Genomic DNA, 21,971 nt, shown 5'->3' on the forward strand with positions numbered 1-21,971 from the left:
GTCCGTCAGCGCGTCTCCGGCGGCCTGCCCGACGCCATCAGCCCCTCCAGCGCCGTCGGCGTCGCGAGCCGTGGCAGCAGCAGCGTCCAGAAGCGGGTGAGGGTGGTACGGGAGAGCCACTGCCCCTCATGGCCGCCGAGGACGGCGAAGCCGATCGTCGCGCCGACCACCGCGGTCACCGCGTCCCGGACGGCCAGGTCGCGGGCGAGCAGGCCCTCCCGCTCGGCCCGGGCGAGCACCTCCGTCACCCACTCCTGCCATCTGCGGTACAGGTCCTCGCCGCGGCCGACGGCCTCCGCACCGTCCCCCAGCGCGAACCCCGCCCGCAGCACGGCATCGTGACCGAGGCCGCGCAGGAGGGCATGACTCGTGTCGATCAGCGTCTGCAGCGCACTGTTCTGCCGAGACGCCGCACCCTGCTTCGACGCCGCCTCGTCACGCCGGGGCACATCCCAGCGACGAGGCGCTTCGATGCGCCGAAGCGAAGCCCCGCGCTCCGGCGCCCCCTCGTAACGGGACGACCCCCCGTACGCCGACGCCCCCTCATGACGCGCAAACCCGCCACGCTCCGCAAACCCGCCACGCTCCGGCACACCACCGCGCTCCGGCACACCACCGCGCTGAGCCGGCAGCGCCTCGCCGGCGATGATCCGCCCGAATCGCTGCGCCGCCGCCACCCCGACCGCCTCGGCCAGGGCGGCCTTGCTGGGGAAATGGAAGTGCAGCGCACCGTTGCTGACCCCCGCCCTGGCGCTGATCGTCGACAGCGAGACCACTTCGTAGCCGTGCCGGGCGAAGAGCGCGGCGGCGGACTCGATCAAGGCGTTGCGCGTGCGGATCGCGCGTTCCTGTCTGACCTGCTTGACCATCGGGCGCTCCGTTGCTGATGGGGGTCCAGCAACTTTAACAAACCGCTTGTGCGGTTTTCTCGCGCATCAGTGCGGCCGCAGGACGACCGGCAGGGAGCCGTACCCGTTGACGATGAAGGACCGTACGGGCTCGAGCTCTTCCGTCGGCTGAACGGACGTCAGGTCCGGGAAGCGCGTGAAGAGCGCCGACAGCGCGGTGGTCGCCTCCAGGCGTGCCAGCGGAGCGCCCAGGCAGCGGTGCACCCCGTATCCGAAGGCCAGGTCGTCGCGGCGGCCGGGCCGCAGTACGTCGAAGACGGCCGCGTCCGCCCCGTACGGCTCGGGGTCCGCCGCGGCGGCGGCGAAGGAGACCAGGATCGGATCGCCCTTCTTGATGTGCACGCCGTCCAGCTCGATGTCGTCGATGGCGAACCGCATCGGCGAGTACGCGGCGGGACCGTGCGTGCGCAGGGTCTCGCCGACCACGTCCGCCCAGTCGGCGCGCCCCTCCCGCACGTGCGAGAGCTGGTCGGGGTGGGCGCACAGGGCGGCGACGGCGTTGGTGATGAGCGTGCAGGTGGTCTCCTGGCCCGCGGCGATCATCAGATAGAGGGTGCCGAGGAGTTCCTGCTCGGTCAGGCGGCTGTCGTCGCCGTCCCTGGCCTCGATCAGCGCGGAGGTCAGATCGCCGCCGGGGCGCTCCCGCTTCTCGGCGACCAGTTCCGCCAGCATCCCGAAGACCTTCACCTGGGCCGCGGCCATCTCGTCGGCCGGGACCGCCGTACCGAACACCAGCTCCAGTGCCGTGCACAGAGGTTCACGGTTCGCCTCGGCGATGCCGAACAGCTCGCAGATGACGCGCATGGGCAGCAGCTTGGCGAACTCGGCGCGCAGGTCGACCTGTTCACCGGCGGGTCGGTCCGCCAGCCCGTCGAGCAGGGCGGCGGTGATCTCCTCGACGCGGGGGCGCAGGGCTTCGGTGCGGCGGGCGGTGAAGGCGGCCGCGTTCAGCCGGCGCAGCCGGGCGTGCCGGTCCCCGTGGGCGAAGAGCATGTTCTCGTTCGCCACCCAGGGATACAGCGGCCACGCCTCGTCTATCTGCCCCGAGACGAACGCGGGCCAGTGCTGTCGCGCGTCCTTCGACACCCGTGCGTCCATGAGGAGTTGCTTCACGTACTTCTGCCGTACGACGGCCCAGGCGGCCACACCGCCCGGCAGCTCCACCTCCACGGCGGGCCCCCGCGTCCGCAGCTGCGCGGTCTCGCCCGCCAGATCGCGCCCGGTCACGTCCAGGGCGTAGGGGCACTGGTTCATCCCGGTGACGCCGGCTGCTCCGACTCCCTCTGCCACCCTGTTGGTTCCGTTCGTCTCGGGCGCCTCGGCCGTCTCCGCTGTCCTGGGCGCCTCGGCCGTCCCGGACACCTCAGCGGTCTCGGGCGCCTCGGCCGTCCCGGGCGCCTCAGCCGTCCCGGGCGCCTCGGCCGTCCCGGGCGCCTCGGCCGTCTCCGCCATGTCGGTCATGTCCATCCGTGCGCTCCGTTCGGTCGGTGGTTCCGTTCGGGTCCGGCTGGCCGGGGCGGCGGGACGCGCACGCCGGACAGTCACTCCAACGTCCGTGCCGCGTCCGTCGTACTCGCTGCCGCCGACTCCCGCTGCTTCATGGCGGCTTCGTACACCCGCGAGCCCCGCTCCGGGGAGAAGTCCAGGCGGACCAGGATCCCCGGCATGGCGAAGGACGGCATCAGATGGCGGTAGAGGTCGGCCACCCGCTCCGCCAGGTCCGCGCGCCCGGTCATGATCCTCGAGAGGACCTGCACGCCGGTGAACGCGCCCACGAACAGCTTGGCGAGCGCTTCCACATCGGCGTGGGGCAGGATCTCGCCCTTGGCCCTGGCCTCTTCGAAGAGGGACTGCGTGTGCTCGGTCCAGGCCTGCATCGGGACCCGCCGGTTGAGATGGTCCCTGGGCGAGCCCTGGTCCACGGTCAGCCGCACACTGCCCTGGACGATCGGATCGCCGGTGCCTTCCCTGAGCAGATGGGCGAGCAGCAGCGCCTCGTCCAGCGACTGCTGGAGCTTCAGCTCCTGCTCGGGGACGCGCGGAAGGGAGGCGACCTGCTCGGCCAGCACGGCCTGGGCCAGCTCCTGCTTCGACGTGAAGTGGAAGTAGAGGGCCCCCTTGGTGACCCCCGAGCGCTTCAGCACGTCGGAGATGGTTGCCGCCTCGTATCCCACCTCGTCGAACACCTCGGCCGCGGCGACCAGAATCGTCTGCCGCGTCCGAATGGCTCGCTCCTGCCGCGCCACACGCACCCTCCGCACCAGCCCGACCAGCGGGACACCGTCCCGACCAGTGGGACACCGTCCGGATCGCGGGACACCGTCCCGACCAGCGGGAAAAGACCAAGCGGTTCGCACCCTAACAGCGACGATCCTCCACTCCACCGCCGAAGACAGGCCCGGTCCTGACCGGGACGATAAAACCAGCTGAACGGTTTTTCAATGCTCCCCTCGCCCTCTCACAAACCACTCAAAAACACATATCTCACCCCCAACTCCCTTGTAAGGGATGACCCTTGACCGCAAGAGGGACTTGAAGACAAAACCGTCTAGTACGTATCTTTGACCTCCAGCTCTTCCGCAGCTCTTCCGCAGCTCCTCCGCAGCTCTTCCGCAGCTCTCCAGCCCTTCCTCAGCCCTTCTCGGGTCCCGTGGTTCACGTCAGCCCGTCCCAAGCCAGGGAGAAGCTCGATGATCGCTACGACGTTCGAGGCCGGCCCGGTCGCCACGGGACACCCGGTCGCCGACCACCTGGCACACCTGCTCTTCGAGGGGACCGGCCGCGAGCGGACGCACGGCACCTGGCGCAGGCTGATCTCCGGCCGGGAGTTCTCGTACCGGCCCGGCCTGGCCCCCGCCGAGCGCACCGCACTCTCGTACGACCGGCTGCGGCTGCTCAACGACACCGTCGACGACCCGGTGCGGCTCGCCGCCGACCCGCACCGGCTGGCCGCGCTGCACGAGTGGATCGGGCCGGTCGACGGGGGCCTGACCACGTTGGCGAGCATCCACTACAACCTGTTCCTCGGCAGCCTCGTGGACCACGACGACAACGGGCGCGACCTGTCCGCCTTCACCACCCTCCAGCAGGTCGGAACGTTTCTCTGCACCGAACTGGAGCACGGCAACGACGTGGCGGCCATGGAGACCGTGGCGGTCTTCGACCGCGCGAGCGGCGGCTTCCATCTGCACACACCGACGCCGGGCGCGCAGAAGTTCATGCCCAACACGAGCACGACGGGCGGCCCCAAGAGCGCGGTGGTCGCCGCCCGGCTCGTCGTCGACGGCCGGGACGAGGGCGTCTTCCTCTTCCTGACCCCGCTCGGCGACCGGTCCGGCCTCCTGCCGGGCGTACGGGTCCGCCCGCTGCCGGAGCGCACGGGCACCCCGGTGGACCACGCCCTCACCGCCTTCGACCACAAGTGGCTGCCGCGCGAGGCGCTTCTGGAGGCCGCCCACGGACGACTCGCCCCCGACGGCACCCTGACCAGCACCCTCGGCAACAGGCGCAAACGCCTCCTGCGCTCCATCAACCGCGTCACCATGGGAAAGCTGTGCATGAGCGCCGGCACCCTGGGCATGGCGCGCGCCGCGCTGACCATCGCGGTCCGCTACGCCCACAGCCGCCTCGTGACGGGCCCGCGGGCCGGGGAGCGGATACCGGTCGCCGCCCACCGCAGCCACCATGGCCGGCTGCTCGACGCGCTGGCGACGGCGTACGCGATGACCTTCCTGCACCGCACGGTGGTGGACCGTTTCGCGGCACGCACCGAGGAGGACCGGGAGGAGGTCGAGCGGCTGACGGCGGTCGCCAAGGGGTGGATCACCTGGCAGGCGCGGGCGATCACCACCGAGTGCCGCGAACGCTGCGGCGCCCAGGGCCTGTTCCCGGCCAACGGCATCTCCGACCTGGCGTCGAACATCGAGGGCGGCATCACCGCCGAGGGCGACAACCTGGTGATCTGGGTGAAGGCGGCGGCGGAGATGGTCTTCGGCCACGACACGACGGCCCGCACCCGGGCCGGGGCCCCCGCCGCACCCAACAGCTCCGCCGCACTCTCCGCGCCCAACCGCCCCGCCGCGCCCGCCACTCCCTCCGCACCCGGCGCACCCGCCACTCCCGGCGCTCCCGGCGCTCCCGGCGCTCCCGGCGCTCCCGGCGCTCCCGGCGCTCCCGGCGCTCCCGGCGCTCCCGGCGCCACGCTCGCCGACCCGGCCTTCCTGCGCGGTCTGCTCGCCGAGGCGGAGGCGATCTGGCAGGCACGGGCCCGCGCCGACCTGCGTGACGGCCCGGCGGGCGATCCGGTCGGCCGGTGGAACGGCACGTCGACCGCCGCCCTCGAAATGGTCTCCGCGCACGCCCGTCTCCAGGCCGCCGACGCGCTCATCGCCGCGGCCGAGCGGGCGACGGACCCCACGGCGCGCTTCCTGCTGCGCTCCCTGTGCCGGCTGTTCCTGCTCCGCCGGCTCCGCGACCACACCGGTGACCTGCTCGCCGAGGGCCATCTGACGGCGGACCACGTACGGGCGCTGCCGAGGGCCCTCGACAGCGTGTACGACGACCTGGCCCCGCACCTGATGACGCTGGTCGACGCGTTCGACTTCCCGGCCGAGATGCTCTCCGCGATCCCCATCGCCAGCGGCGGCACGATCGTCCGCACGCTGGAGCAGTCGGCGGAGGAATGGCCACTGGTCTCGCCGGCCTCCCCCTGAGCTGCGACCCCGGGCACGCGCCCGCAGCGGCCGAAGCGAACAGGAGCCTGAAGCAGCCCACCCGACAGCCCGCCCGCCCCCGAGCCATGCCCGCCGCTCACTCTTCGTGCCGTTCGGTGTGGCGGTGCCGTGACCTGCACGGCAGGCTTGTGGGGGGCGTGACACGCCCCGGAACACCACTCCCCGGCTGACCGCTGCCTGCCACGCGGCGAGCCCGTTCAGCAGGCTGGGCGGCGCGTGACGGTGCGTGCCGGTGCGTGCCCCCTTGGGCGCGGGCGCACCCGCGCGGGATCCGCCCGGCCCGGAGCAGCAGCGCCGGCACCAGCCCGCCGGGCAACACCAAGCCCGCTCCCGCTGAGGCTGCCGGCCGACGAGAGGCGGAGAGGAAGAGCGCATGCGCACCACGCCGGGCCGGAAAGGGCCGCCCGAGGTCGGCGTCGTCGGCCTGGGGACGCAGGGGCATGGCGCCCTGCCCGCGCCGGAGGGGGGCCGCTGCTGAAGCACCGAGGCAGTGCAGCACAGACACACCCGCCACTCCGTATCAGCAACAGCGATCGGAAGAACCTCATGCGAGCAACACTGATTTACGGTGCCGGGGACGTGCGCGTGGAAGACGTGCCGGACCCGAAGATCCAGCAGCCCACCGACGCCGTCGTACGCGTACTGCGTTCCTGCATCTGCGGCAGCGACCTGTGGCCCTACAAGTCGCGGCCGGCCACCGAGCAGGGCGAGCGCATCGGCCACGAGTTCCTCGGCGTCGTCGAGGACGTCGGCTCTGACGTGTCCGGACTGAAGAACGGGGACCTGGTGGTCGCGCCGTTCGTCTGGTCGGACAACACCTGCGACTTCTGCGCCGAGGGCCTGCACACCAGCTGCCGGCACGGTGGCTGGTGGGCCGCCGACGGTGTGGACGGCGGCCAGGGCGAGGCCGTACGGGTCCCGCAGGCGCAGGGCACGCTGGTCAAGTTGCCCGTCGCCGAGGACTCCGCCCTGCTGCCCTCATTGCTCACCCTGTCGGACGTGTTCTGCACCGGCCACCACAGCGCCGTGACGGCCGGAGTCGACCCCCGCACCACCGTGACGGTGGTCGGTGACGGCGCGGTCGGCCTGTCGGCGGTACTGGCCGCCAGACGGCTCGGCGCCGAGCGGATCATCCTCATGGGCCGGCACAAGGACCGCACCGACCTGGGCCGGGACTTCGGTGCCACCGATGTCGTACCGGAACGCGGCGAAGAAGGCATCGAGCGCGTCCGCGAACTGACCGGCGGCGACGGCACCCACACCGTGCTGGAGTGCGTCGGCACGCTGCCCGCCCTTCAGATGTCGCTCGGCGTGGTCCGCGCGGGCGGCACGGTCAGCCGGGTCGGCGCACCGCAGTACGACGACGTTCCGCTGGGCTTCCAGGAGTTCATGAACAACATCACCCTCACGGGCGGCGTGGCACCGGCCCGCGCCTACATCGACGAACTCCTGCCCGACGTCCTCGAGGGAAAGGTCGAGCCGGGCCGGGTCTTCGACCGCACCGTCGGCCTCGACGACGTCCCGGCCGGCTACCGCGCCATGGACGACCGCGAGGCACTCAAGGTACTCATCCGCCCCTGAGGCAACCGCAGCACCCCCAACCCCCTGCCCGCCCCCTGGGCAGGGGCTTCCCTCGCCACCTACGCGACCGGATACGCGCCACTCACCGCGCCACCCCCGTCCCATGAACCATGAACCACGGACAACGGACAACGGACAACGGGCCAAGATCGACCGACGTTCTGGCACATCACCGAAGATCTCGATACCTGACCGTACGGACGCCCCCGCGGTCTCGCCGCTGTGAACGAAGCCCGCCCCACCACGACCCACCGCTCGTGCCATCGATTTCGGGTCAGCCGTGGCTCCGGCACGACAGACGCCCGAGCGCCACCCGCTACACTGTCGGCGGTGGCACAGCCGTACGCCGACCGCGCCACCACACCACTGCCGGGACCCACCTGGACCAATCCCAGAAACGGTTTCGACAGATCCCCGCCTTCGTAGCTCAGGGGATAGAGCACCGCTCTCCTAAAGCGGGTGTCGCAGGTTCGAATCCTGCCGGGGGCACCAGGCCAAAGGCCCCGGACCGATCATGGTCCGGGGCCTTTTGACGGCACTCTTTGACGGCAGTCGTCTCAGTCTCAGTCTCCGCCCGGAGCACATCCGGATCCTCTGTAGCGCGCACTACCAATCGCTCGTACGCGGTCGCCTCCGCTCAGGTCACGCGATCGCTTACGCCAGCCGCCGAAGCACTTCCCTACGCTTGGCAGCGGACACGCCTGGCATCCATACCACGCGTCACAAGCGCTCAAGCGACAGGAAGCCCTAGTTTTTGCGAGTGGTGAGTAACCTCGCAAATCGCCGGTTCCGTTGGCAATTTCAGGCACCCGCTCGCCAAGATTCAGCTATCTCGAACAGAGAGCCCGCCGGGCTTCCTACGGCATCCGGCGGGCTCTTCTCGGGCCACGAGTCAGTTCTCAGAGACGGGACCCTTCCATGCACCGTACACAGCAAGCGATTGATCGCGGGCTGGTTCACCGGGCGATGCACCTCACACTGCTCGCCCTCGGCGCTGTTATCGCCGGGCTTGTCACCGGGATCTTTGCTGCGCGTGCGGGCGACTTCACCTTCTATGGCGCGACCGGCGCCGGAGCAGCGGCGGCCGTAGTCGTCTTCACGCTCGGGATCAAGGCCCTGGAGTATCTCCTCCGGGAGTGATCAGGGCGAACGCTCCCGGGATTTGAGCCCCCGCCGGTGTCCGAGGCGGGGGCTTTTCCGTTAAGGAAACTCTATTGATCCAGCTCCGCCGCTCAGGCTGGTGGGCAGACGACGCTTGAGCAACCGGTCCATGTGACTGATCGCCTCCCGCTGGGTGTCATGCACGACGTGCGTGTACACGTCCATCGTGATGCTGATCTGGCTGTGCCCGAGGATTTCCATGATGACCCGCGGCGCGACGCCGGCCGCGGTCAGTAGCGTGGCGCAGCCGTGCCGCGCGTCGTGCAGCCGGACCACCCTCAGCCCTGCGTCAGCCGCGACCCGCGTGAAAGACCGGTACACGTTCCGCGGCTCGACCGGCCGGCCGTTCCGCGTGGCGAAGACGTAGCCGGCCTCGCACCAGGCAACGCCCGTGCGCGCGAACGTCTCCCGCTGTCGCAGCCGGTGCCACCGCAGCGGTGCGATGCACAGCGCGGGCATCGGCACGACGCGGATGCGGCGGCTCTTGGGATCGTCGTCGTACAGCGTTCCCCTGCGACGCTGCGTCTGTTGACGGACGTGCACGACGCGGTTGTCCAGGTCCACATCCGACCAGCGCAGGCCCCCCAGCTCGCCGCGCCGAAGCCCCATGGCAATGGCCAGCACGAATGCCGCGTACAGCGGATCGCTCCGCGCGGCTTCAAGGAAGCTCAGCGTCTCCTCCAGCGACCAGGGGCGGATCTCCCGCTGCTTGACGCGCGGCGGCTCGACCAGCGACGCAACGTTCCGCGTGATCAGTTCCTCGCGCACAGCCGCCGTGAGCGCCGTACGCAGCACTCGATGCGACTCCTTCGCGGTCGCGGCCGTGTGTGCGTTCTGCACGCGGGTGATGAAGCGGCGCACGTCTGCCACGCTCAACGACTCCAGCCGCCTCGTGCCCAGCAGGGGCACCAGGTAGAGCCGGACCTGCACCTCATACTTGTCGTACGTGCTGAGCTTGCGGCGCGGTTCGACGTAGTGCTTCAGCCAATACGGAAGCCACTCGGAGAGCTTGGCGGACCTTGTGGGCGTCGGAATGCCCTGGCGATCGCGCAGGACCAGTTCCTGGCGCTTGGTGTCGCACTCTTCCCACGTGGTGCCGTAGACAGTCTTGCGCTTGCGGGTGCCGTCAGGCTGGGGGACGTAGACGCGCGCCTCGTAACGCCCGTCCTTGCGCTGCCAGATGCTGCCGGAGCCGTTGGGGTTTCTCTTGCGGGGGGCCATCAGGCTGCGTTCTCCTCAAGTCGGTCCTGCATGTAGTGGCGTACGGCGTCGACCGGGACGCGGCGGGCACGGCCGGAGGTGTAGCTCGGGAGCTGCTTGGAGCGGATCAGGTCGTAGACCTTGCTGCGGCTAAGCCTCAGAGCGGTCATGACCTCCGGAACGGTGAGGGCTTGGGGTTCGCTCGTGACGACGGTCAGCACGTTGGGATCTCCCGGAGAGGGCGGAGCCTGCGAGTGGAGTCGGATTCAGGGGCTTCTCAGGAGCCCGCATGTGTCCGAGGTGCGGATTTCTGCGTCATTGCGTCATCAGCGTCATTCAGGCTTCTGAGCTGCGGTTTTGTGTGACGCAGCGGCTCGGAGGTGCGTCATCGGCACGTCACCCGCGACGCATCCCATGACGCAGATGACGCAGATGACGCAGACTCCGCCGTCTGCGTCATGGACGTTTTCGCAGTTCAGGTGCCGTTTTCCGGCCTCCATGACGCAGATGACGCAGCGTCTTCCCTCTTAGGACAAAAGAGGGGGTGTCTGTTGTGGTGCGGTGCGGGTCAGAGCATGAGGAAGGAGCCGCTGCGCGGCGCGCCCCTTGGGCGTCGCGTGCGCCGAACAGCAAGAGGAGCACGCCCGGCCGGTGGTGCTCCTCTTGCTTGTCCGGGCGAAACGGGCGCGGGTCAGTGCATCCGCTGCTGCTGATGTGGGGGTACGGGGGCCGTCCGGGTCATTTCGAGGTAGCGGCCCTCGCTGGTGCGGCCCGTGTCGATGAGGACGCCCCGGGCGGCCAGGGTCGGTTGGAGGCGTTTGAGACGGTCGGAGAGGACCTTGCCCGTCGTCGGCCACCCCTTGGGCAAGGCACGAAGATCTTCGCCGCTGTAGAGGCGACTGAGACAGTGCAGCCACTCCGTGGACGTCATCCGCTGCGCCCCGCCCGGCTCGATGGTGTCGGCATGCCGAAGAACGGTCTGTGCGAGGAGATCTCCCTCGATCACGTCGTCGTTCAGGTCGTCCAGACTGGCCCGGTACGCGGCGAGCGCTCCCAGGCCGGTTGCCGCATCGAACTGCGCGCACAGGTGCGCGAAATCCGCCATCCGCAGATCGGTCGGGGTCTCCGCTGCGACCGCGCGGACCTTCACGGTGAGATCCAGCAGCGAGCCGAGGACGACGGGCAGAACTTCCGCATACTCCGACCACAGTTCGGCCTCGGTGCGCCGGACGCGGGGCCGCTCCAACCGCAGCGGCAGGAGCCTTTCAGCAAGGTCGGGCCGGATGACGCCCACGTCGATACCGGTCAGGAGCAGGGGCCGGCGGTAACCGACGCGGAACACGTCCCCGTCGGTGAACAGCGCACGCTTGACGCTCTCGGCGCCAGTCACGATGCAGCACATGGCGTCAGACAGATCCGGCGTCATGTGGGAGAGGTTGTCCAGCGCGGTGACCCACCCTGCGGCGACCGCTGCGATCAGGTTCTCCTCGTCCTTCGGAGCCCGGCGCAGGTCACCGCTCATCCCCTCAACGATCCGCACGAGCATCCGCCCACCGGTCGACTTGCCCGCACCCTGCGGGCCGGTGAGGAACGGCGCGGGCACGGGCACCGATGGCCCGAGACAGCCGATCAGCCACACAATGGCCAGGCACTCGGTCTCAGCGTTGGCGAAGTTGCACAACCGCATCAAGAGGTCGATGCCCTTGCCGCCCGTGTCCTTGGCCGGCAGGGGCAGTTCCCCGGTGAGTTGCGTGCGCCGCCAGCAGACTTCTCGCGGGTCGGGGGTGAGGATGTCCCAGCCGGTAGGGTGGATGCGGACGGATTGCCCATCGTCGCGGCCCAGGTCCAGCCACGTCGCCCCGTCGAATCCAGGGGCGACACGGATGTGGACGGGTTGGACGTCCTCGTACAGGGCCAGTGCTTCGATCAGGTCCAACGCCTCCTTGAGGGCGGATCCGTTGAACACGCCGCGCCCGTCCCTGAACAGGCCGACCATGAGTTCCTGCCGGTGGCTGCCCGTGGTGCCCTGGGAGCGGATCGGGCGGGCCACGGGGTGGCCGTTCCGCTGCGCGTACACGGTGCCGTCAGCGGTGCGGAAGTACCGGAAGTGCGCTTGCGCGTAGTCGGTGATGACCTTGCGGGCGGGGTTCGTCTCGTCGTCGGCCATGCTCACAGTCCCAACCTGGTACGGGCGTTGGTCCATGCGTCGGTGCAATGCCGGGCCGATTCGCCCTTTGCCTGAGCGGCGGCGAACAGCCGCGCCATGTGGGTGTCGGTGAGGCAGCCGCATCGACCGTGCGTGGACAGCACGGCGAGGAACGTCCGGTAGACGGTGGCGTGCACCGCACTGGAAGCCGCGGTGATGCGCTGCTCTGCCATGGCGATGCCACGCTCGAGGTAGGTGGGCGTGCGGTGCCGGCACTCCCCACCCCCGGCCAGGGCGGGCACGGTGATGGCCTGGGGCGCGGGCCGGGCCGTGGTGGGGTTCTTCACGGTCAGCGCGCGTACGGCGTCCGGCAGGGCCGCCATGCGGCCGGTGCCGGGGCCGAGGTAGCGGGCGTAGGCCATCGTGGATTTGATGTCGACGCCGGGCCGGACCGCGTTGGTGGACTGCATCGGCCCGAGGTAGATCCAGTGCTCACCGCGGGTGGTGGGCACGGTCTGTGTGGCTGGCAGGGTTTCGCGTGCCCACGTCACGGCCTCGGCGTTGTCGAGGTCCACGACTGTCAGCCAGGCTCCGCCGGGGTGGTAGGCGACCGCGCTCGCCCGCATCCATGCGCGCCGCCAGACGCCGGACTGGATGACGTCCGGGTCCGTGGTCGCGGCCGCCCATGCGTGGCAGGGGCCGGGGCAGGCGCACGGCCCGGCGTTCTTCATGTTGGGCCGGCCCCCGCATGCGTTGTCTGTGCAGCGGTGGCAGTTGCCGAAGGGCACCTTCCCTGCTCGCAGCGGCAGGACCGGGATGCCGGAGGCTGCCAGGGAGAGAGCAGTAGCCAGGTGCTCTGTCCGAATGTCGGTGGGTTGGGTCATGCTGGGTGTCTCCAGTCCTGTTGCAGGGTGCTGGTGAGGAGGGCGGCCCCGTGTTCTTGGTCGGATGGGGGGTCGCCCTTTTGCCTGCATCCCGGGAAATGGGGCGGCAGGGTGTCAGTGGGGGTGGTTAGGGTCGCGGCATGACGACGACCGTTGATCTTGTGCCGGGTTGGGTGACGACGCGCGATGTGATCGCTGCGACCTACGGCTGTGGGACGTTCCAGGGGATCGAGCCGGCCGATGCTGCGGGCAAGGTGTTCGTGTACTCCGACCCGTCCGCGGGTGAGGAGTACGGGTACACCTTCGATGGCCGTGCGGAAGACGACGAGTTCGGGCCGCTGTACCTGTACACGGGTGCCGGCGCCAACGGTGACCAGAAGCCTTCCGGCCGCAACGGCTCGCTGCTCAGCCACGTCGAAAAGGGCCGTGAGGTGCATCTGTTCGTCGCGCACGGCCGGCTGCCGGGCAGTGGAGCGATGCGGCAGCGCTACATCGGTCAGATGGTGTTGGACCCGGTGAAGCCGTACGACGTTCGGCGCGGGCCGGGCAAGGACGGCGTGATGCGCGATGTGCTGGTGTTCCGGTTCCGGCCGGCTGAGGGAACGACGCCGGCGTGGACGGAGGCGGACCGGATGCCGGCCGCCGCGCAGACTGCGTTCGAGATCGTTGATCCCGCGGTAGCGGTGGCGCAGCCGGTGGTGCTGCCGGAGCAGAGCGGCGCGAAGGTCAAGAAGACCGAGCAGCACAGCACTGTTGAGACGATGGCGGACATTCCTGCCGGGCAGCGCAAGGTGCTGCGCCGCGAGGGCGAGTTGGTGAAGGCGTTCGTGGCGCATCTGGCCGCGGCGGGCCACGAGACCCACAGTTTTCAGATCACCATCAAGGGCGAGCCCGGGGCGCTGACTCCCGACCTGTACGACGCGACGGATCACGCGCTGTATGAGGCGAAGGGGCAGACGACGCGGGCCAATGTGCGGATGGCGATCGGGCAGTTGGCTGACTACCGCCGGCACATCCCGGGCCGCAAGGACCTGCTTCGGGTGGTTGTTCTGCTGCCCAGCGAGCCCACCGAGGACGTGAAGGATCTTCTCGGTGAGGAGTACGTGGAGTTGGTCTGGCAGACCGAGGACGGCGGTTTCGCCGGCTGGCCGCTCGCCTACAACCAGCCCTAGCCGGCCGGAGGCGGGACTCGCGTGCCGCTAGCCGTGGAAGTGACTGCGCTTGATCACGGCCTTACGGATGTTGATCGTGGTTCCGCCCCGGCCGGTGTGCCGGGTGCCGCCGAGGATCTGTACGGCGATCCATCCGCCGAAGATGACCGCGGCGAGGGTGATGAGCTGGCTGATGAACGTGGTCAGGGCTGCGATGAACGTGGTGAGCAGGACCAGCCCGCCGCACACTGCGGCGAACCCGACGCCCCCGAGGGCGACGTTGACCGCTGTGCGCGAGACGGCCGGCCGCGCGTCGACGGGGGCCAGGGCGGGTGCGGGGGTGAGGGTGTAGCCGGTGACGACGCGGCCGTCGGGCAACACGATGCTCTGCACGGCCGGCGTCGGGCCCGGCTGGACGGTCACGAGGGGTGCGACGGTCGGGTGGACGGCGAGCGGCTGCGGGTGGTGCACCTCGAGGGCGGCCGGCCGGTGGGTGTGCGTCATGGAACGTGCCTCCCGTGATGAGCCGCGGGCTCGCGCCGTGGTGGCGCGAGCCCGCGGGGTTCGGGTGTCAGGTGTGGTGTCAGGGAGTGTCAGGCAGGGGTGTCACGGGTTTCTGACAGCGGGTTTGCCTAGGGGTTTGGGTGTCAGGGGCCCGTGACGGTGTCAGGTGTCAGGCGGCCGTCAGGACGGGGACGATGCGCCACCGGCCGGTGGTGTTCGTCGCCTCCAGACGGCCGTCCATGGCGGCCTCCTTCAACCGCTCGGAGACCCACGGGCGCGAGAGGTTGTGACGGTCGCACCAGTCCATGAAGTCCTTCGGCCCGACGACCATCTGCCCGGCCGCCTCGAAGTCGGCGAGCGCCTCGGCGAAGAACCGCCGTGCCTCCTCCGGGGACGGCTTACGCCCGGTCTCCTGCCCGAAGATCGGGGCGTCGTCGCCGTCCTCGGCCTCGGGGAGTTCGGCGTCCGCGTCGATGCCGGCGTCTTCGAGGTCGACCAGCAGCCCGCCGCCGTACTCGGTCATGTCATCCCCTTCCTGGACGGCCCGCAGCGCGGCTGGCTGCGCGGTCGGCGAGTCGCTCGAGCGGCCGGCGTATGCCTGCCCGGCCACGCCAGCGGCGGCGCCGGCGGTGATCGGGTCGGCGTGCGCGCCGTTGTGCTGCGCCCACGTGGCGAGCTGCTGCATGACAGGTACGGCGCGCAGCGTGAAGCGGCGGGTGCGGCCCGGGGAGGGGTAGCGGTCCTCGGGGATGCCCGGGGAGACGGTGTAGCAGTATCCGGGGCGCCGGTTTCCCCATGCTCCGGGGTGGGCGCCGGCGTCCAGCACGGTGTCGGGGAGGCAGAACCCTTCGTCGCGGGGGTCGCAGCCGAGGGCGATCACGGACGGCAGCGATGCCCGCGTGCTGGTGGACATCTGGTCGTAGGAGGGACGCTGAAGCGACACGATCAGCGAGATTCCTGCCGATCGGGCTTCCTGTGCGATGCCGGTGAACGCGTCGTCTCCGAGGGCGCGCAGGGTGTTGGCGGCCTCCTCGAACCAGGCGACCAGGAACGGCATCCCGGCGCAGCCGCACGCCCTAGCGCTCTGGCAGGAGTGGGCGGGGTCGTTCTGCTGCTGGGCTGCGGCCGGTACCCACTGGCGGTAGCCGTGGGCGCCCAGCCAGCGGGTGCGGGCGGGGATGACGGCCTTGACCGCCTCGACCATGACCTCGGTGTCGGTGCCGCCCTCGGCTGCCCAGTCCAGGCCGGGGCGGAGCGGGGCGAAGTCCTGGAAGGCTTTCGGGTCGGAGAACCACACGATCACGTCCCGCCGCGAGAGAACCTCGGTCAGCAGGTTCAAGGCGGCGTCGCCCTTGCCGGATCCGGTGCCGCCGGCGACCAGGACGTGGGTGGAGTTGCGTTCCGCGTCGGGGTCGCCCGGCAGCCACACGACGAGTGGGGCGCCGTCGTCGTAGCGGCCGATGACCAGCGGTTCGGCGATCGAACCCCCGAGGTTCGACGGCCCTTCCCACTCCACGACGTCGGCCAGCATGTCTTCGGGGACGATGACGAGTTCGCCGCGGCGGGAGGATCCGGCGTCGGGGGTGTAGCGGACGGCGGAGGTCGGCAGGTCCAGCGCGGAGGCGATCCGGGCCAGTGCCTTGGTGACGTCGTCGTTGGTCTGCTCACCGGCCACCACGGCGAGTGGCGCGGTGACCCGGTTCGGCTCCACCTTCGCCGCACCGATCTGCGCCCGGGCCAGGCCCACCTTCTCCAGCAGCCCGCCGTCAGAGCTCCCGTTCACGGCGCCCTCGGGGTTGTGGCGCAGCATCATGCGCACGTTCCACGACAGGGCCACGACCGGCCCGCCCATCAGGAACATGTCGTCGATAGAGCCGGCCGTGGGGCCGGCCAGGCAGGCGGCGGTGACCCATGCGGAGCCGGCGGCGACGGTGACGGCGGAGTGCAGCCGGCGCTGTTGGCTGGTCGACTTCCCCGCCCACCACGTTGCCCCGGTGAGGGCGACGGAGGCGAGGGTGAGGCCGACGCCGGCGCCGGCGCTGCCCTCCCACCGCCAGTTCCCCAGCGCGCCGGCGATACCGGTGCCGGCGAGGCCGATCCACGGGGGAAGGTGGGGCTTGGCCCGGTGCAGCAGGTACGCACCCACGCCCCCGCCCGACGAACCGTGCATGTCGGGGACGGTGTAGGTGGCCATGGTCCGCCCGTCGTCCAGATAATCGGTGACGTTGCGGCGATTGTTCCTGGTCATGTGGCTGCCTCTCCTACTGCTGGTGCCAGTTCATGACCGGCTGCTGCGGCTTGCGGGCACGGTGACGGACGCGGTTGATCTCCTCCTCGAACTCCTGCTGAAAGGTCGAGTAGCAGGCCGCGGCGTTCTTCGCCGCGTCACGCAGGGCGTCGGCGGAGCGCTGCATCTTGCGCGCCACCTTCGCGGCCCGGACACGGGAGCCGAAGGTGCGGCCCTGCGGGTCGGGAACCGCGGCCAGGACGCCTTTCATGATTTCGGCGCCCATGGCCACCTCGATCGAGAGCGTCACGGCGGCGGCGCGCAGGGTGTTGCAGTACTGCCGCACCTGCGCCGGCGAACCGAACTCCGGCGACGGCAGCAGCGACTCGGAGTGCGGCCGGCTGCCGCCCCCGGTGCGGGCGGTCTGCTTGCTGTTGTTGACGGTGACGTTGATCGGCGGGACGAACGAGCCACCGAGGGCGCCGACGAACCCGCCGGCGGCGGCGCCGGCGTTGGCGAACTTGTTGCCCTTGCCGTCACCGTTGGTGTTGCGCGGTCGGCTGGTGGTCTGTGCCCGCCGGTGGGCGGAAGCCTGGTCTGCCATGGGGCGATCTCCCTTGAGGTCAGTGCGAGCGGCGGACGAAGAGCCACGCGGTCTGAGCGGCGATCCACATCAGCAGCCAGACCAGATCCAGCGGGCCGGCGAGCGGCCCAAAGCCGGCTGCGAGCGCGGCCCATGCGGCGGTGAACGTGGCGAGCAGGGCCAGGCCGGCCCGCCACAGCACGACCGCGCCGCGGCCGGGCCGGCGTACCTGCATGACCGCCAGCCACACCAGCGGGCCCGCGGCCAGGGGCGCGAGGATCAGGGACGACCACCAGGCCATGACGTGCAGCAGGCCGGTCACGGCGAACGCGAGCAGGGCGAGCGCGGTCGGGGCGAGCGCGCGGCGGCCCTTCCACAGCGCGCGGCCGATGAAGCCGAGTGCCTCGCGAGTCAGCGAGGGCGACTCAGGGAAGACGATCACGAACGGCTGGGCCCGGCGGCGCCCGCGCTGACGCGGGATCGAAACTGTGTGGACGCCGGCAGCCCTCTTGGAGCCGCGGGCACGGGTACGACTTGACACAGCGAAACTCCCAGAATGGTGGAGGGGTTCAGGCGGCGCGCTGTTCGTCGGTGCTGGTGAAGGTGGCGAACTGGGCGTCGGTGATCAGGCCGGACTCACGCCATTCGGCGAGCAGGTCGGCTTGTCCCTCGATGCCGTCGCATTTGGTGCACAGCCGCCCGGCCGAGCGACGCGAGCGCGGGCCGGGCGGGCGCTGCCCCCACTTGCACGCGGGCAACCCAGCGGCTTCCGCCTCGCGCTCCAGCTCCCGGTGGGGCTTGGTGGCCTGGGGGTAGAAGTACTCGATCTCATCGAGTTCGCCGGGCCTGGCGAATGCTCCGCACAGGCACTCGCCGGACATGTGCAGGTGAACGGTGACCTCGTTCAGCGGCAGCGCATCCGGCGTGCACAGGTGGTGTTCGGCGTGCTCGTGCGGGAGGGTGCAGCGGTGCCGGGCCCGGTATTCGCGCATGTGCGCATCGGTCCAGTGCACGATGGGAGACACCCAGATCAGGGCGCCTTCCCGGTCGACTTCTTCGGCGTTGCGGAACCTGCGGTCGGTTTCTGCCCAGCGCATGCCGCCCAGGTAGACCACGTTGCGGGACCGCCCGCGCTTGCCGATGATCTGCCCGCGCAGGCGTTGCAGCGGTTCGTCTTTGAGGCGGCGGTACATCACGGAGTGGCCGGCCGGGCCGGGGAAGCCCTTCCAGACGGGTCGGCCGATGTTCTTGCCGCGGGTGGCGAGCACGTTGCCGAGCACGAGATCCCGGTAGGAGTGTCGGGGGTGCAGCTCATGCAGGCGCAGGCCCCATGCGGCGACCACGTCCCGCACGTGCTGAGTGGTCTCCGGGATTCCGGTCCCCGTGTTGACGTGCGCGATCGCGTCCACGCGGTGGCGGAAGAGGTGGTTGACGACCACGGAGTCGTTGCCACCGGAGAACAAACCGACCGTGGCCACCACCGGGAAGACGGCAAGCACGCGGTCATAGATGGCGAACGAGCGGGCGATGGCTTCATCCAGCGTCATCGCTTCCGGCTCGCTCTCGGCTTTCGGTGGGCGGCCGGTGATGCGGTCGGCCATGCCGGGGAACATGTCCCCGGCCGGCTGACGCCGCTTGCTCCGGGCGCTCACGCTTGGCTCACGATCGCGAGTTGCGCGCCACCGTCACCGGGGTCGCGGTACTCGGCGTAGCGGGCGGACACCCAGCCGACCGACCAGCCGCACAGATCGGCCGCGCGCCGCACCGATACGCCCTCGGCCACGGCAGCGGCGACGATCCGCCGCGCGTGGTCCTCGGGCAGCTTGCTGTTCACGGGCGGACCATCCAGCAGCGCGGCGTGTTCACGGCGGGCGGCTTCCGCACGCTCCCCGGCCTCCTTCGCTACCCGTTCGGCGGCCTCGCGTTCAGCGTGTTCACGATCGCGCTCGCGCTGTTCACGCTCGCGTTCACGGCGTTCACGCCCTTCGCGTTCGGCAGCCTCGCGGGCGGCGCGGTCCTCGCGCTCCTCCCGCCGCCGGCGTTCCTCGCGCTCCGCTGCTTCTGCGGCGAGGCGGGCTTCGTGTTCACGCTGTTCACGCGCCAGCATCGCGGCGTGCTCGCGCTCCTCGCGCGCCTCCCGCCGGGCGGCTTCCTGCCGCTCGCGGGCGGCCCGCTGGGCTGCTTCGCGTTCGGCCCGCTGCCGCGCCTCCAGCGCCGTGACGGCGGCGGTGATGGCGCGGCGGTAGGCAAGTCCGGTCTCCGCCGTGACGATCAGCAGCAGCGGCGCCACGGAATGGACCGCGACTCCGACCAGGTCTTTCTGTAAGGCGGAGTCGGCGGTGTTGAGGGCGAGGGTCATGGTGCCGGTCATCCACCGCAGCACGATGGGCCAGCGTCCGCCGTGCCCGCCCAGGCGGGCAAGGACGGAGTCGAGACGGACCACGATGACCACCGCGGCGTCCACGACGAGCGGCAGGATCGGCGCCGTCCACCCCCACTTGGCGGGGGTGTGAGCGGACATCAGGGGGGTGACCGTGAGGATCGAATACAGCATGGCGCCGCACACGATCAGCCACGTCCCCACGTTCAGCGCGCGCTCCGCTGAACGGATATGAACACCGTTCACGCCGCAGCCTCCTGCCGTGAACGCACCAGCACGGAGGCGAGCAGCCACACCGGCGAGGCGGGGTCGGCGGGATCCGTGCTGAACTCCGTCCACTCCCACTCAGCAGCCGGCGCCTGAACGAACCCCAGCGCCGTGAGCGCCCGCGCCCGCTCCGTGAACGTCAGCAACCGATCACCCGGGCCGAAGCAGTGCTCAAGCCACGGCTCGACCGAGCCGCGCACCACCACGTAGAGCCGCCAGCCGCCCCGACTCGCGGACAGCTGCGCCCGCAGCTCCCGCGCCATCACGCCACCGCACCCGAGACGGCGCGGTTGGCGAGCGTTGCCCGCTCCGACAGCACCCGGCGCCGGCCGCGGCGGGCGCGCCGCTCGTCCAGCTCTGTGGGCGCCTGGTCGAGCAGGGCGATCTGTACGTCCAGCGCCTCGACGTCCGCGAGGATCCGCGGCATCTCAGCTTCGATCGCGTCCAGCTCGCCGTCCGTCGGCTCCATCCAGTCCGCGAATGCGGTAACAGCTTCCTGAACAGTCACGATGTGTTCCATTGGGTCGTGTTCTCCCTGGTAGGTGGAACGGCCCGAACGCGGCTCCCGGGTTGCCCCCCGGGAGCCGCTCGCCGTTGTTGTTGGTCTGCTCGGCCGAGCAGCCACGGCCCATGACGCCCCGTAGAGAGGCGTCAAGGACCGTGAGCACTCGGGCTCACTTCGCGATCCATCGACCGCCCGTGAACAGGCGGCTGGATCAGCACTCTGTTGAGTTCTCAATCAATGCGCGCTCACTTCGTACTCACCCCCTGCGGTGCGGGGCTTCCCTCCGGGCACATCCTTAGGGTTCCCTAGGGTTCCCTGCGGTGTCAAGCGGTAAGGTAGGGAACCTCAGGGAAGTGACGACAGGGAGCAGGCGACATGGCAGGCCAGGCCGACAATCGGGCGCCGTACGCAAAGATTGCCGCCCACTACACAGAGCTGATTACGTCTGGTCAGCTACAGCCGGGATCGCTCCTGCCGAGCATCAAAAACCTCGCGGAAGAGTGGAACGTGAGTACCGCGACGGCCGAGAAGGCCCTGCGCAAACTGCGCAACGAGGGTCTGGTGCGAGGCATCCACGGCATTGGGACGGAGGTTCTAGACCAGCCGGCTCCGATGTCTTCGGGGGCCCAGCGCCAGGACCGAGGGCGCCGTACCGGGTCTAGTTGGGGTGCAGGTGAACGGTCCGACTCCCACAAGGCCGCCGTCGTGCCCGCACCCGCCGAAGTGGCCCATGCGCTGGACATCGAGCCCGGCTCCGATGTGATCCGCCGAAGCCGTGTCTACCGAGACCGGCACGGCATCGTGGCCCACAGCACCTCATGGATTCCCGCTCGGTTCGGGCGGCTGATTCCCCAACTGGCGGCGAGTGAGCGCCTCACAGGGGGAACATCCCTCCAGCTCATTGCCCAGGTGACTGGCCATCCCATCACTCATCGCGTCGACAGCGCCTCTGCCCGCTTGCTCACCCCGGAGTACACGCGGCTCTTGGAACTAGATCCCGAAAACCCTCCAGCGGAACCTGTGGTCGTGATGACAGCGAAGTTCGTCGACAGCGAGGGCACCGTCGTCGAGTACGGGGTGGACCTTGGAGGTCCTGGTCGTACGTGGCGCACCGAATCGGAAGTCACCCAGTGACGGCCGTGGGCAACACCCAGCCCTTCTGCGTCCTGATGGCAGGCCTCCCCGGCTCGGGTAAGACGACGTTGTCCAGCGCGCTTACAGCCCGTGGCTTCATCCGACTTTGCCCAGACGAAGAGATGTTTCGCCGACACGGTGTGTACGGGATTGACTTCCCCCGAGGTATTTTCCCGGCCCTTGAGCGTCCGGTCCTTGAAGAAATCTCCATCGAACTCGGAGAGCAACTTCGGTCCGGGCAAGACGTGGTGATCGACCATGGCTTCTGGACCCCGGACGACCGTGCTCGGTGGCGGGCGATCGCGACCGATGCCGGCGCAACCGTGGCGCTGGTCTACTTGGAGGCCAGTCACGAAGAACTGTGGTCGCGTGTGAGTAAACGGAATGCAAGGCATGAAGCTGACCCGAACTCTATCTACTTCTCCGAAAGCGACTTGCTCCGCTACCGGACTCGGTTTGTACCCCCCGGGGCGGACGAACCGCACCTTGTCTACGACGGTAACCCGGAATCCGTACTGAAATTCCTACAGCAGTAGAAGAGACGCCTACGGCCGGAACCGCTTGCAATCCTGCTGCGCTTGCGTGCGGTATTCACACCGTCACAGAC

Annotated in this window: 21 protein-coding genes and 1 tRNA gene; 7 read left to right on the plus strand and 15 right to left on the minus strand. The window is 69.9% G+C overall.

The annotated features are described in order from the left end of the window. Positions 1-5: 5 nt before the first annotated feature. From SAVERM_RS45585 to SAVERM_RS19115, 3 genes are all read right to left on the minus strand, one after another. A complete protein-coding gene (locus tag SAVERM_RS45585) occupies positions 6-869 on the minus strand; it encodes a helix-turn-helix domain-containing protein (RefSeq protein WP_010985134.1) in 864 nt (287 codons plus the stop codon). Between the two features lie 66 nt (positions 870-935). Then, on the minus strand, positions 936-2,162 hold the full coding sequence (locus SAVERM_RS19110; protein WP_037645123.1) for a cytochrome P450 family protein: 1,227 nt from the start codon (positions 2,160-2,162) through the stop codon (positions 936-938). Positions 2,163-2,449: 287 nt separating this feature from the next. Next, positions 2,450-3,154: a ScbR family autoregulator-binding transcription factor gene (locus SAVERM_RS19115; RefSeq protein WP_010985136.1), complete on the minus strand. Its 705-nt coding sequence runs from the start codon at positions 3,152-3,154 to the stop codon at positions 2,450-2,452. Positions 3,155-3,598: 444 nt separating this feature from the next. Here SAVERM_RS19115 and SAVERM_RS19120 point away from each other — a divergent pair, with 444 nt between their 5' ends. The 4 genes from SAVERM_RS19120 (at position 3,599) to SAVERM_RS19135 (ending at position 8,362) form a co-directional block, all read left to right on the plus strand. Beyond that, positions 3,599-5,620 (plus strand): acyl-CoA dehydrogenase family protein, encoded by a 2,022-nt coding sequence (locus tag SAVERM_RS19120; RefSeq protein ID WP_010985137.1) that lies wholly within the window; start codon positions 3,599-3,601, stop codon positions 5,618-5,620. A gap of 567 nt (positions 5,621-6,187) precedes the next feature. Further along, entirely contained in the window at positions 6,188-7,222 is a 1,035-nt protein-coding gene (locus tag SAVERM_RS19125) for a zinc-dependent alcohol dehydrogenase family protein (protein ID WP_010985138.1), read from the plus strand. Between the two features lie 416 nt (positions 7,223-7,638). Beyond that, positions 7,639-7,714, plus strand: a tRNA-Arg gene (locus SAVERM_RS19130). A gap of 426 nt (positions 7,715-8,140) precedes the next feature. Beyond that, positions 8,141-8,362: a hypothetical protein gene (locus SAVERM_RS19135; protein WP_037644772.1), complete on the plus strand. Its 222-nt coding sequence runs from the start codon at positions 8,141-8,143 to the stop codon at positions 8,360-8,362. A 60-nt stretch (positions 8,363-8,422) separates the two neighbouring features. Here SAVERM_RS19135 and SAVERM_RS19140 read toward each other — a convergent pair whose 3' ends face one another. From SAVERM_RS19140 to SAVERM_RS19155, 4 genes are all read right to left on the minus strand, one after another. Further along, positions 8,423-9,604, minus strand: coding sequence for a tyrosine-type recombinase/integrase (locus SAVERM_RS19140; protein ID WP_010985139.1), 1,182 nt, complete (start codon positions 9,602-9,604; stop codon positions 8,423-8,425). After that, positions 9,604-9,804 (minus strand): helix-turn-helix domain-containing protein, encoded by a 201-nt coding sequence (locus tag SAVERM_RS19145; RefSeq protein WP_010985140.1) that lies wholly within the window; start codon positions 9,802-9,804, stop codon positions 9,604-9,606. The genes SAVERM_RS19140 and SAVERM_RS19145 overlap by 1 nt, the downstream gene beginning before the upstream one ends. 470 nt (positions 9,805-10,274) lie before the next feature. Further along, positions 10,275-11,750, minus strand: a complete 1,476-nt coding sequence (locus SAVERM_RS19150) for a hypothetical protein (protein ID WP_010985142.1) — start codon at positions 11,748-11,750, stop codon at positions 10,275-10,277. Between the two features lie 2 nt (positions 11,751-11,752). Beyond that, on the minus strand, positions 11,753-12,613 hold the full coding sequence (locus tag SAVERM_RS19155) for a bifunctional DNA primase/polymerase (protein WP_010985143.1): 861 nt from the start codon (positions 12,611-12,613) through the stop codon (positions 11,753-11,755). A 140-nt stretch (positions 12,614-12,753) separates the two neighbouring features. On the opposite strand from SAVERM_RS19155, the gene SAVERM_RS19160 reads away from it, so the two are divergent. Then, positions 12,754-13,785 carry an SRA domain-containing endonuclease gene (locus SAVERM_RS19160; RefSeq protein WP_010985144.1) on the plus strand — a complete coding sequence of 344 codons (1,032 nt, stop codon included), beginning with the start codon at positions 12,754-12,756 and terminating at the stop codon, positions 13,783-13,785. A gap of 27 nt (positions 13,786-13,812) precedes the next feature. Here SAVERM_RS19160 and SAVERM_RS19165 read toward each other — a convergent pair whose 3' ends face one another. From SAVERM_RS19165 to SAVERM_RS19200, 8 genes are all read right to left on the minus strand, one after another. Next, complete coding sequence (locus SAVERM_RS19165) at positions 13,813-14,268, minus strand: hypothetical protein (protein WP_010985145.1); 456 nt, start codon at positions 14,266-14,268, stop codon at positions 13,813-13,815. A gap of 169 nt (positions 14,269-14,437) precedes the next feature. Then, entirely contained in the window at positions 14,438-16,462 is a 2,025-nt protein-coding gene (gene traB, locus SAVERM_RS19170; RefSeq protein ID WP_037645114.1) for a plasmid transfer protein TraB, read from the minus strand. Positions 16,463-16,529: 67 nt separating this feature from the next. Then, a complete protein-coding gene (gene traA, locus SAVERM_RS19175; RefSeq protein WP_010985147.1) occupies positions 16,530-17,099 on the minus strand; it encodes a plasmid transfer protein TraA in 570 nt (189 codons plus the stop codon). A gap of 19 nt (positions 17,100-17,118) precedes the next feature. Continuing rightward, positions 17,119-17,619 (minus strand): hypothetical protein, encoded by a 501-nt coding sequence (locus tag SAVERM_RS19180; RefSeq protein WP_010985148.1) that lies wholly within the window; start codon positions 17,617-17,619, stop codon positions 17,119-17,121. A 28-nt stretch (positions 17,620-17,647) separates the two neighbouring features. Beyond that, positions 17,648-18,679: a phosphoadenosine phosphosulfate reductase family protein gene (locus tag SAVERM_RS19185; RefSeq protein WP_159028998.1), complete on the minus strand. Its 1,032-nt coding sequence runs from the start codon at positions 18,677-18,679 to the stop codon at positions 17,648-17,650. Positions 18,680-18,726: 47 nt separating this feature from the next. Continuing rightward, positions 18,727-19,704, minus strand: a complete 978-nt coding sequence (locus SAVERM_RS19190) for a hypothetical protein (RefSeq protein WP_010985150.1) — start codon at positions 19,702-19,704, stop codon at positions 18,727-18,729. Then, positions 19,701-19,988, minus strand: a complete 288-nt coding sequence (locus SAVERM_RS19195; RefSeq protein WP_037644767.1) for a DUF6303 family protein — start codon at positions 19,986-19,988, stop codon at positions 19,701-19,703. The genes SAVERM_RS19190 and SAVERM_RS19195 overlap by 4 nt, the downstream gene beginning before the upstream one ends. After that, entirely contained in the window at positions 19,988-20,245 is a 258-nt protein-coding gene (locus SAVERM_RS19200) for a DUF6284 family protein (protein WP_037644764.1), read from the minus strand. Before SAVERM_RS19200 ends, SAVERM_RS19195 begins: the two co-directional genes overlap by 1 nt. Positions 20,246-20,605: 360 nt before the next feature. Here SAVERM_RS19200 and SAVERM_RS19205 point away from each other — a divergent pair, with 360 nt between their 5' ends. Both SAVERM_RS19205 and SAVERM_RS19210 read left to right on the plus strand, forming a co-directional pair. Then, entirely contained in the window at positions 20,606-21,364 is a 759-nt protein-coding gene (locus SAVERM_RS19205; RefSeq protein WP_010985152.1) for a GntR family transcriptional regulator, read from the plus strand. 5 nt (positions 21,365-21,369) lie between these two features. Next, on the plus strand, positions 21,370-21,900 hold the full coding sequence (locus SAVERM_RS19210; protein WP_306292869.1) for a P-loop nucleotide/nucleoside kinase family protein: 531 nt from the start codon (positions 21,370-21,372) through the stop codon (positions 21,898-21,900). The last annotated feature ends 71 nt before the right edge of the window (positions 21,901-21,971 follow it).

Source organism: Streptomyces avermitilis MA-4680 = NBRC 14893, from assembly GCF_000009765.2.
GTDB lineage: Bacteria > Actinomycetota > Actinomycetes > Streptomycetales > Streptomycetaceae > Streptomyces > Streptomyces avermitilis.

Coding starts and splice junctions, on each gene's coding strand:
- SAVERM_RS19185 (WP_159028998.1), bottom strand. CDS start 18,679: ATGGCCGACCGCATCACCGGCCGCCCACCGAAAGCCGAGAGCGAGCCG.
- SAVERM_RS19160 (WP_010985144.1), top strand. CDS start 12,754: ATGACGACGACCGTTGATCTTGTGCCGGGTTGGGTGACGACGCGCGAT.
- SAVERM_RS45585 (WP_010985134.1), bottom strand. CDS start 869: ATGGTCAAGCAGGTCAGACAGGAACGCGCGATCCGCACGCGCAACGCC.
- traA (WP_010985147.1), bottom strand. CDS start 17,099: ATGGCAGACCAGGCTTCCGCCCACCGGCGGGCACAGACCACCAGCCGA.
- SAVERM_RS19120 (WP_010985137.1), top strand. CDS start 3,599: ATGATCGCTACGACGTTCGAGGCCGGCCCGGTCGCCACGGGACACCCG.
- SAVERM_RS19200 (WP_037644764.1), bottom strand. CDS start 20,245: ATGGAACACATCGTGACTGTTCAGGAAGCTGTTACCGCATTCGCGGAC.
- SAVERM_RS19135 (WP_037644772.1), top strand. CDS start 8,141: ATGCACCGTACACAGCAAGCGATTGATCGCGGGCTGGTTCACCGGGCG.
- SAVERM_RS19165 (WP_010985145.1), bottom strand. CDS start 14,268: ATGACGCACACCCACCGGCCGGCCGCCCTCGAGGTGCACCACCCGCAG.
- SAVERM_RS19140 (WP_010985139.1), bottom strand. CDS start 9,604: ATGGCCCCCCGCAAGAGAAACCCCAACGGCTCCGGCAGCATCTGGCAG.
- SAVERM_RS19205 (WP_010985152.1), top strand. CDS start 20,606: ATGGCAGGCCAGGCCGACAATCGGGCGCCGTACGCAAAGATTGCCGCC.
- SAVERM_RS19155 (WP_010985143.1), bottom strand. CDS start 12,613: ATGACCCAACCCACCGACATTCGGACAGAGCACCTGGCTACTGCTCTC.
- SAVERM_RS19125 (WP_010985138.1), top strand. CDS start 6,188: ATGCGAGCAACACTGATTTACGGTGCCGGGGACGTGCGCGTGGAAGAC.
- SAVERM_RS19195 (WP_037644767.1), bottom strand. CDS start 19,988: ATGGCGCGGGAGCTGCGGGCGCAGCTGTCCGCGAGTCGGGGCGGCTGG.
- SAVERM_RS19110 (WP_037645123.1), bottom strand. CDS start 2,162: ATGAACCAGTGCCCCTACGCCCTGGACGTGACCGGGCGCGATCTGGCG.
- SAVERM_RS19150 (WP_010985142.1), bottom strand. CDS start 11,750: ATGGCCGACGACGAGACGAACCCCGCCCGCAAGGTCATCACCGACTAC.
- traB (WP_037645114.1), bottom strand. CDS start 16,462: ATGGCCACCTACACCGTCCCCGACATGCACGGTTCGTCGGGCGGGGGC.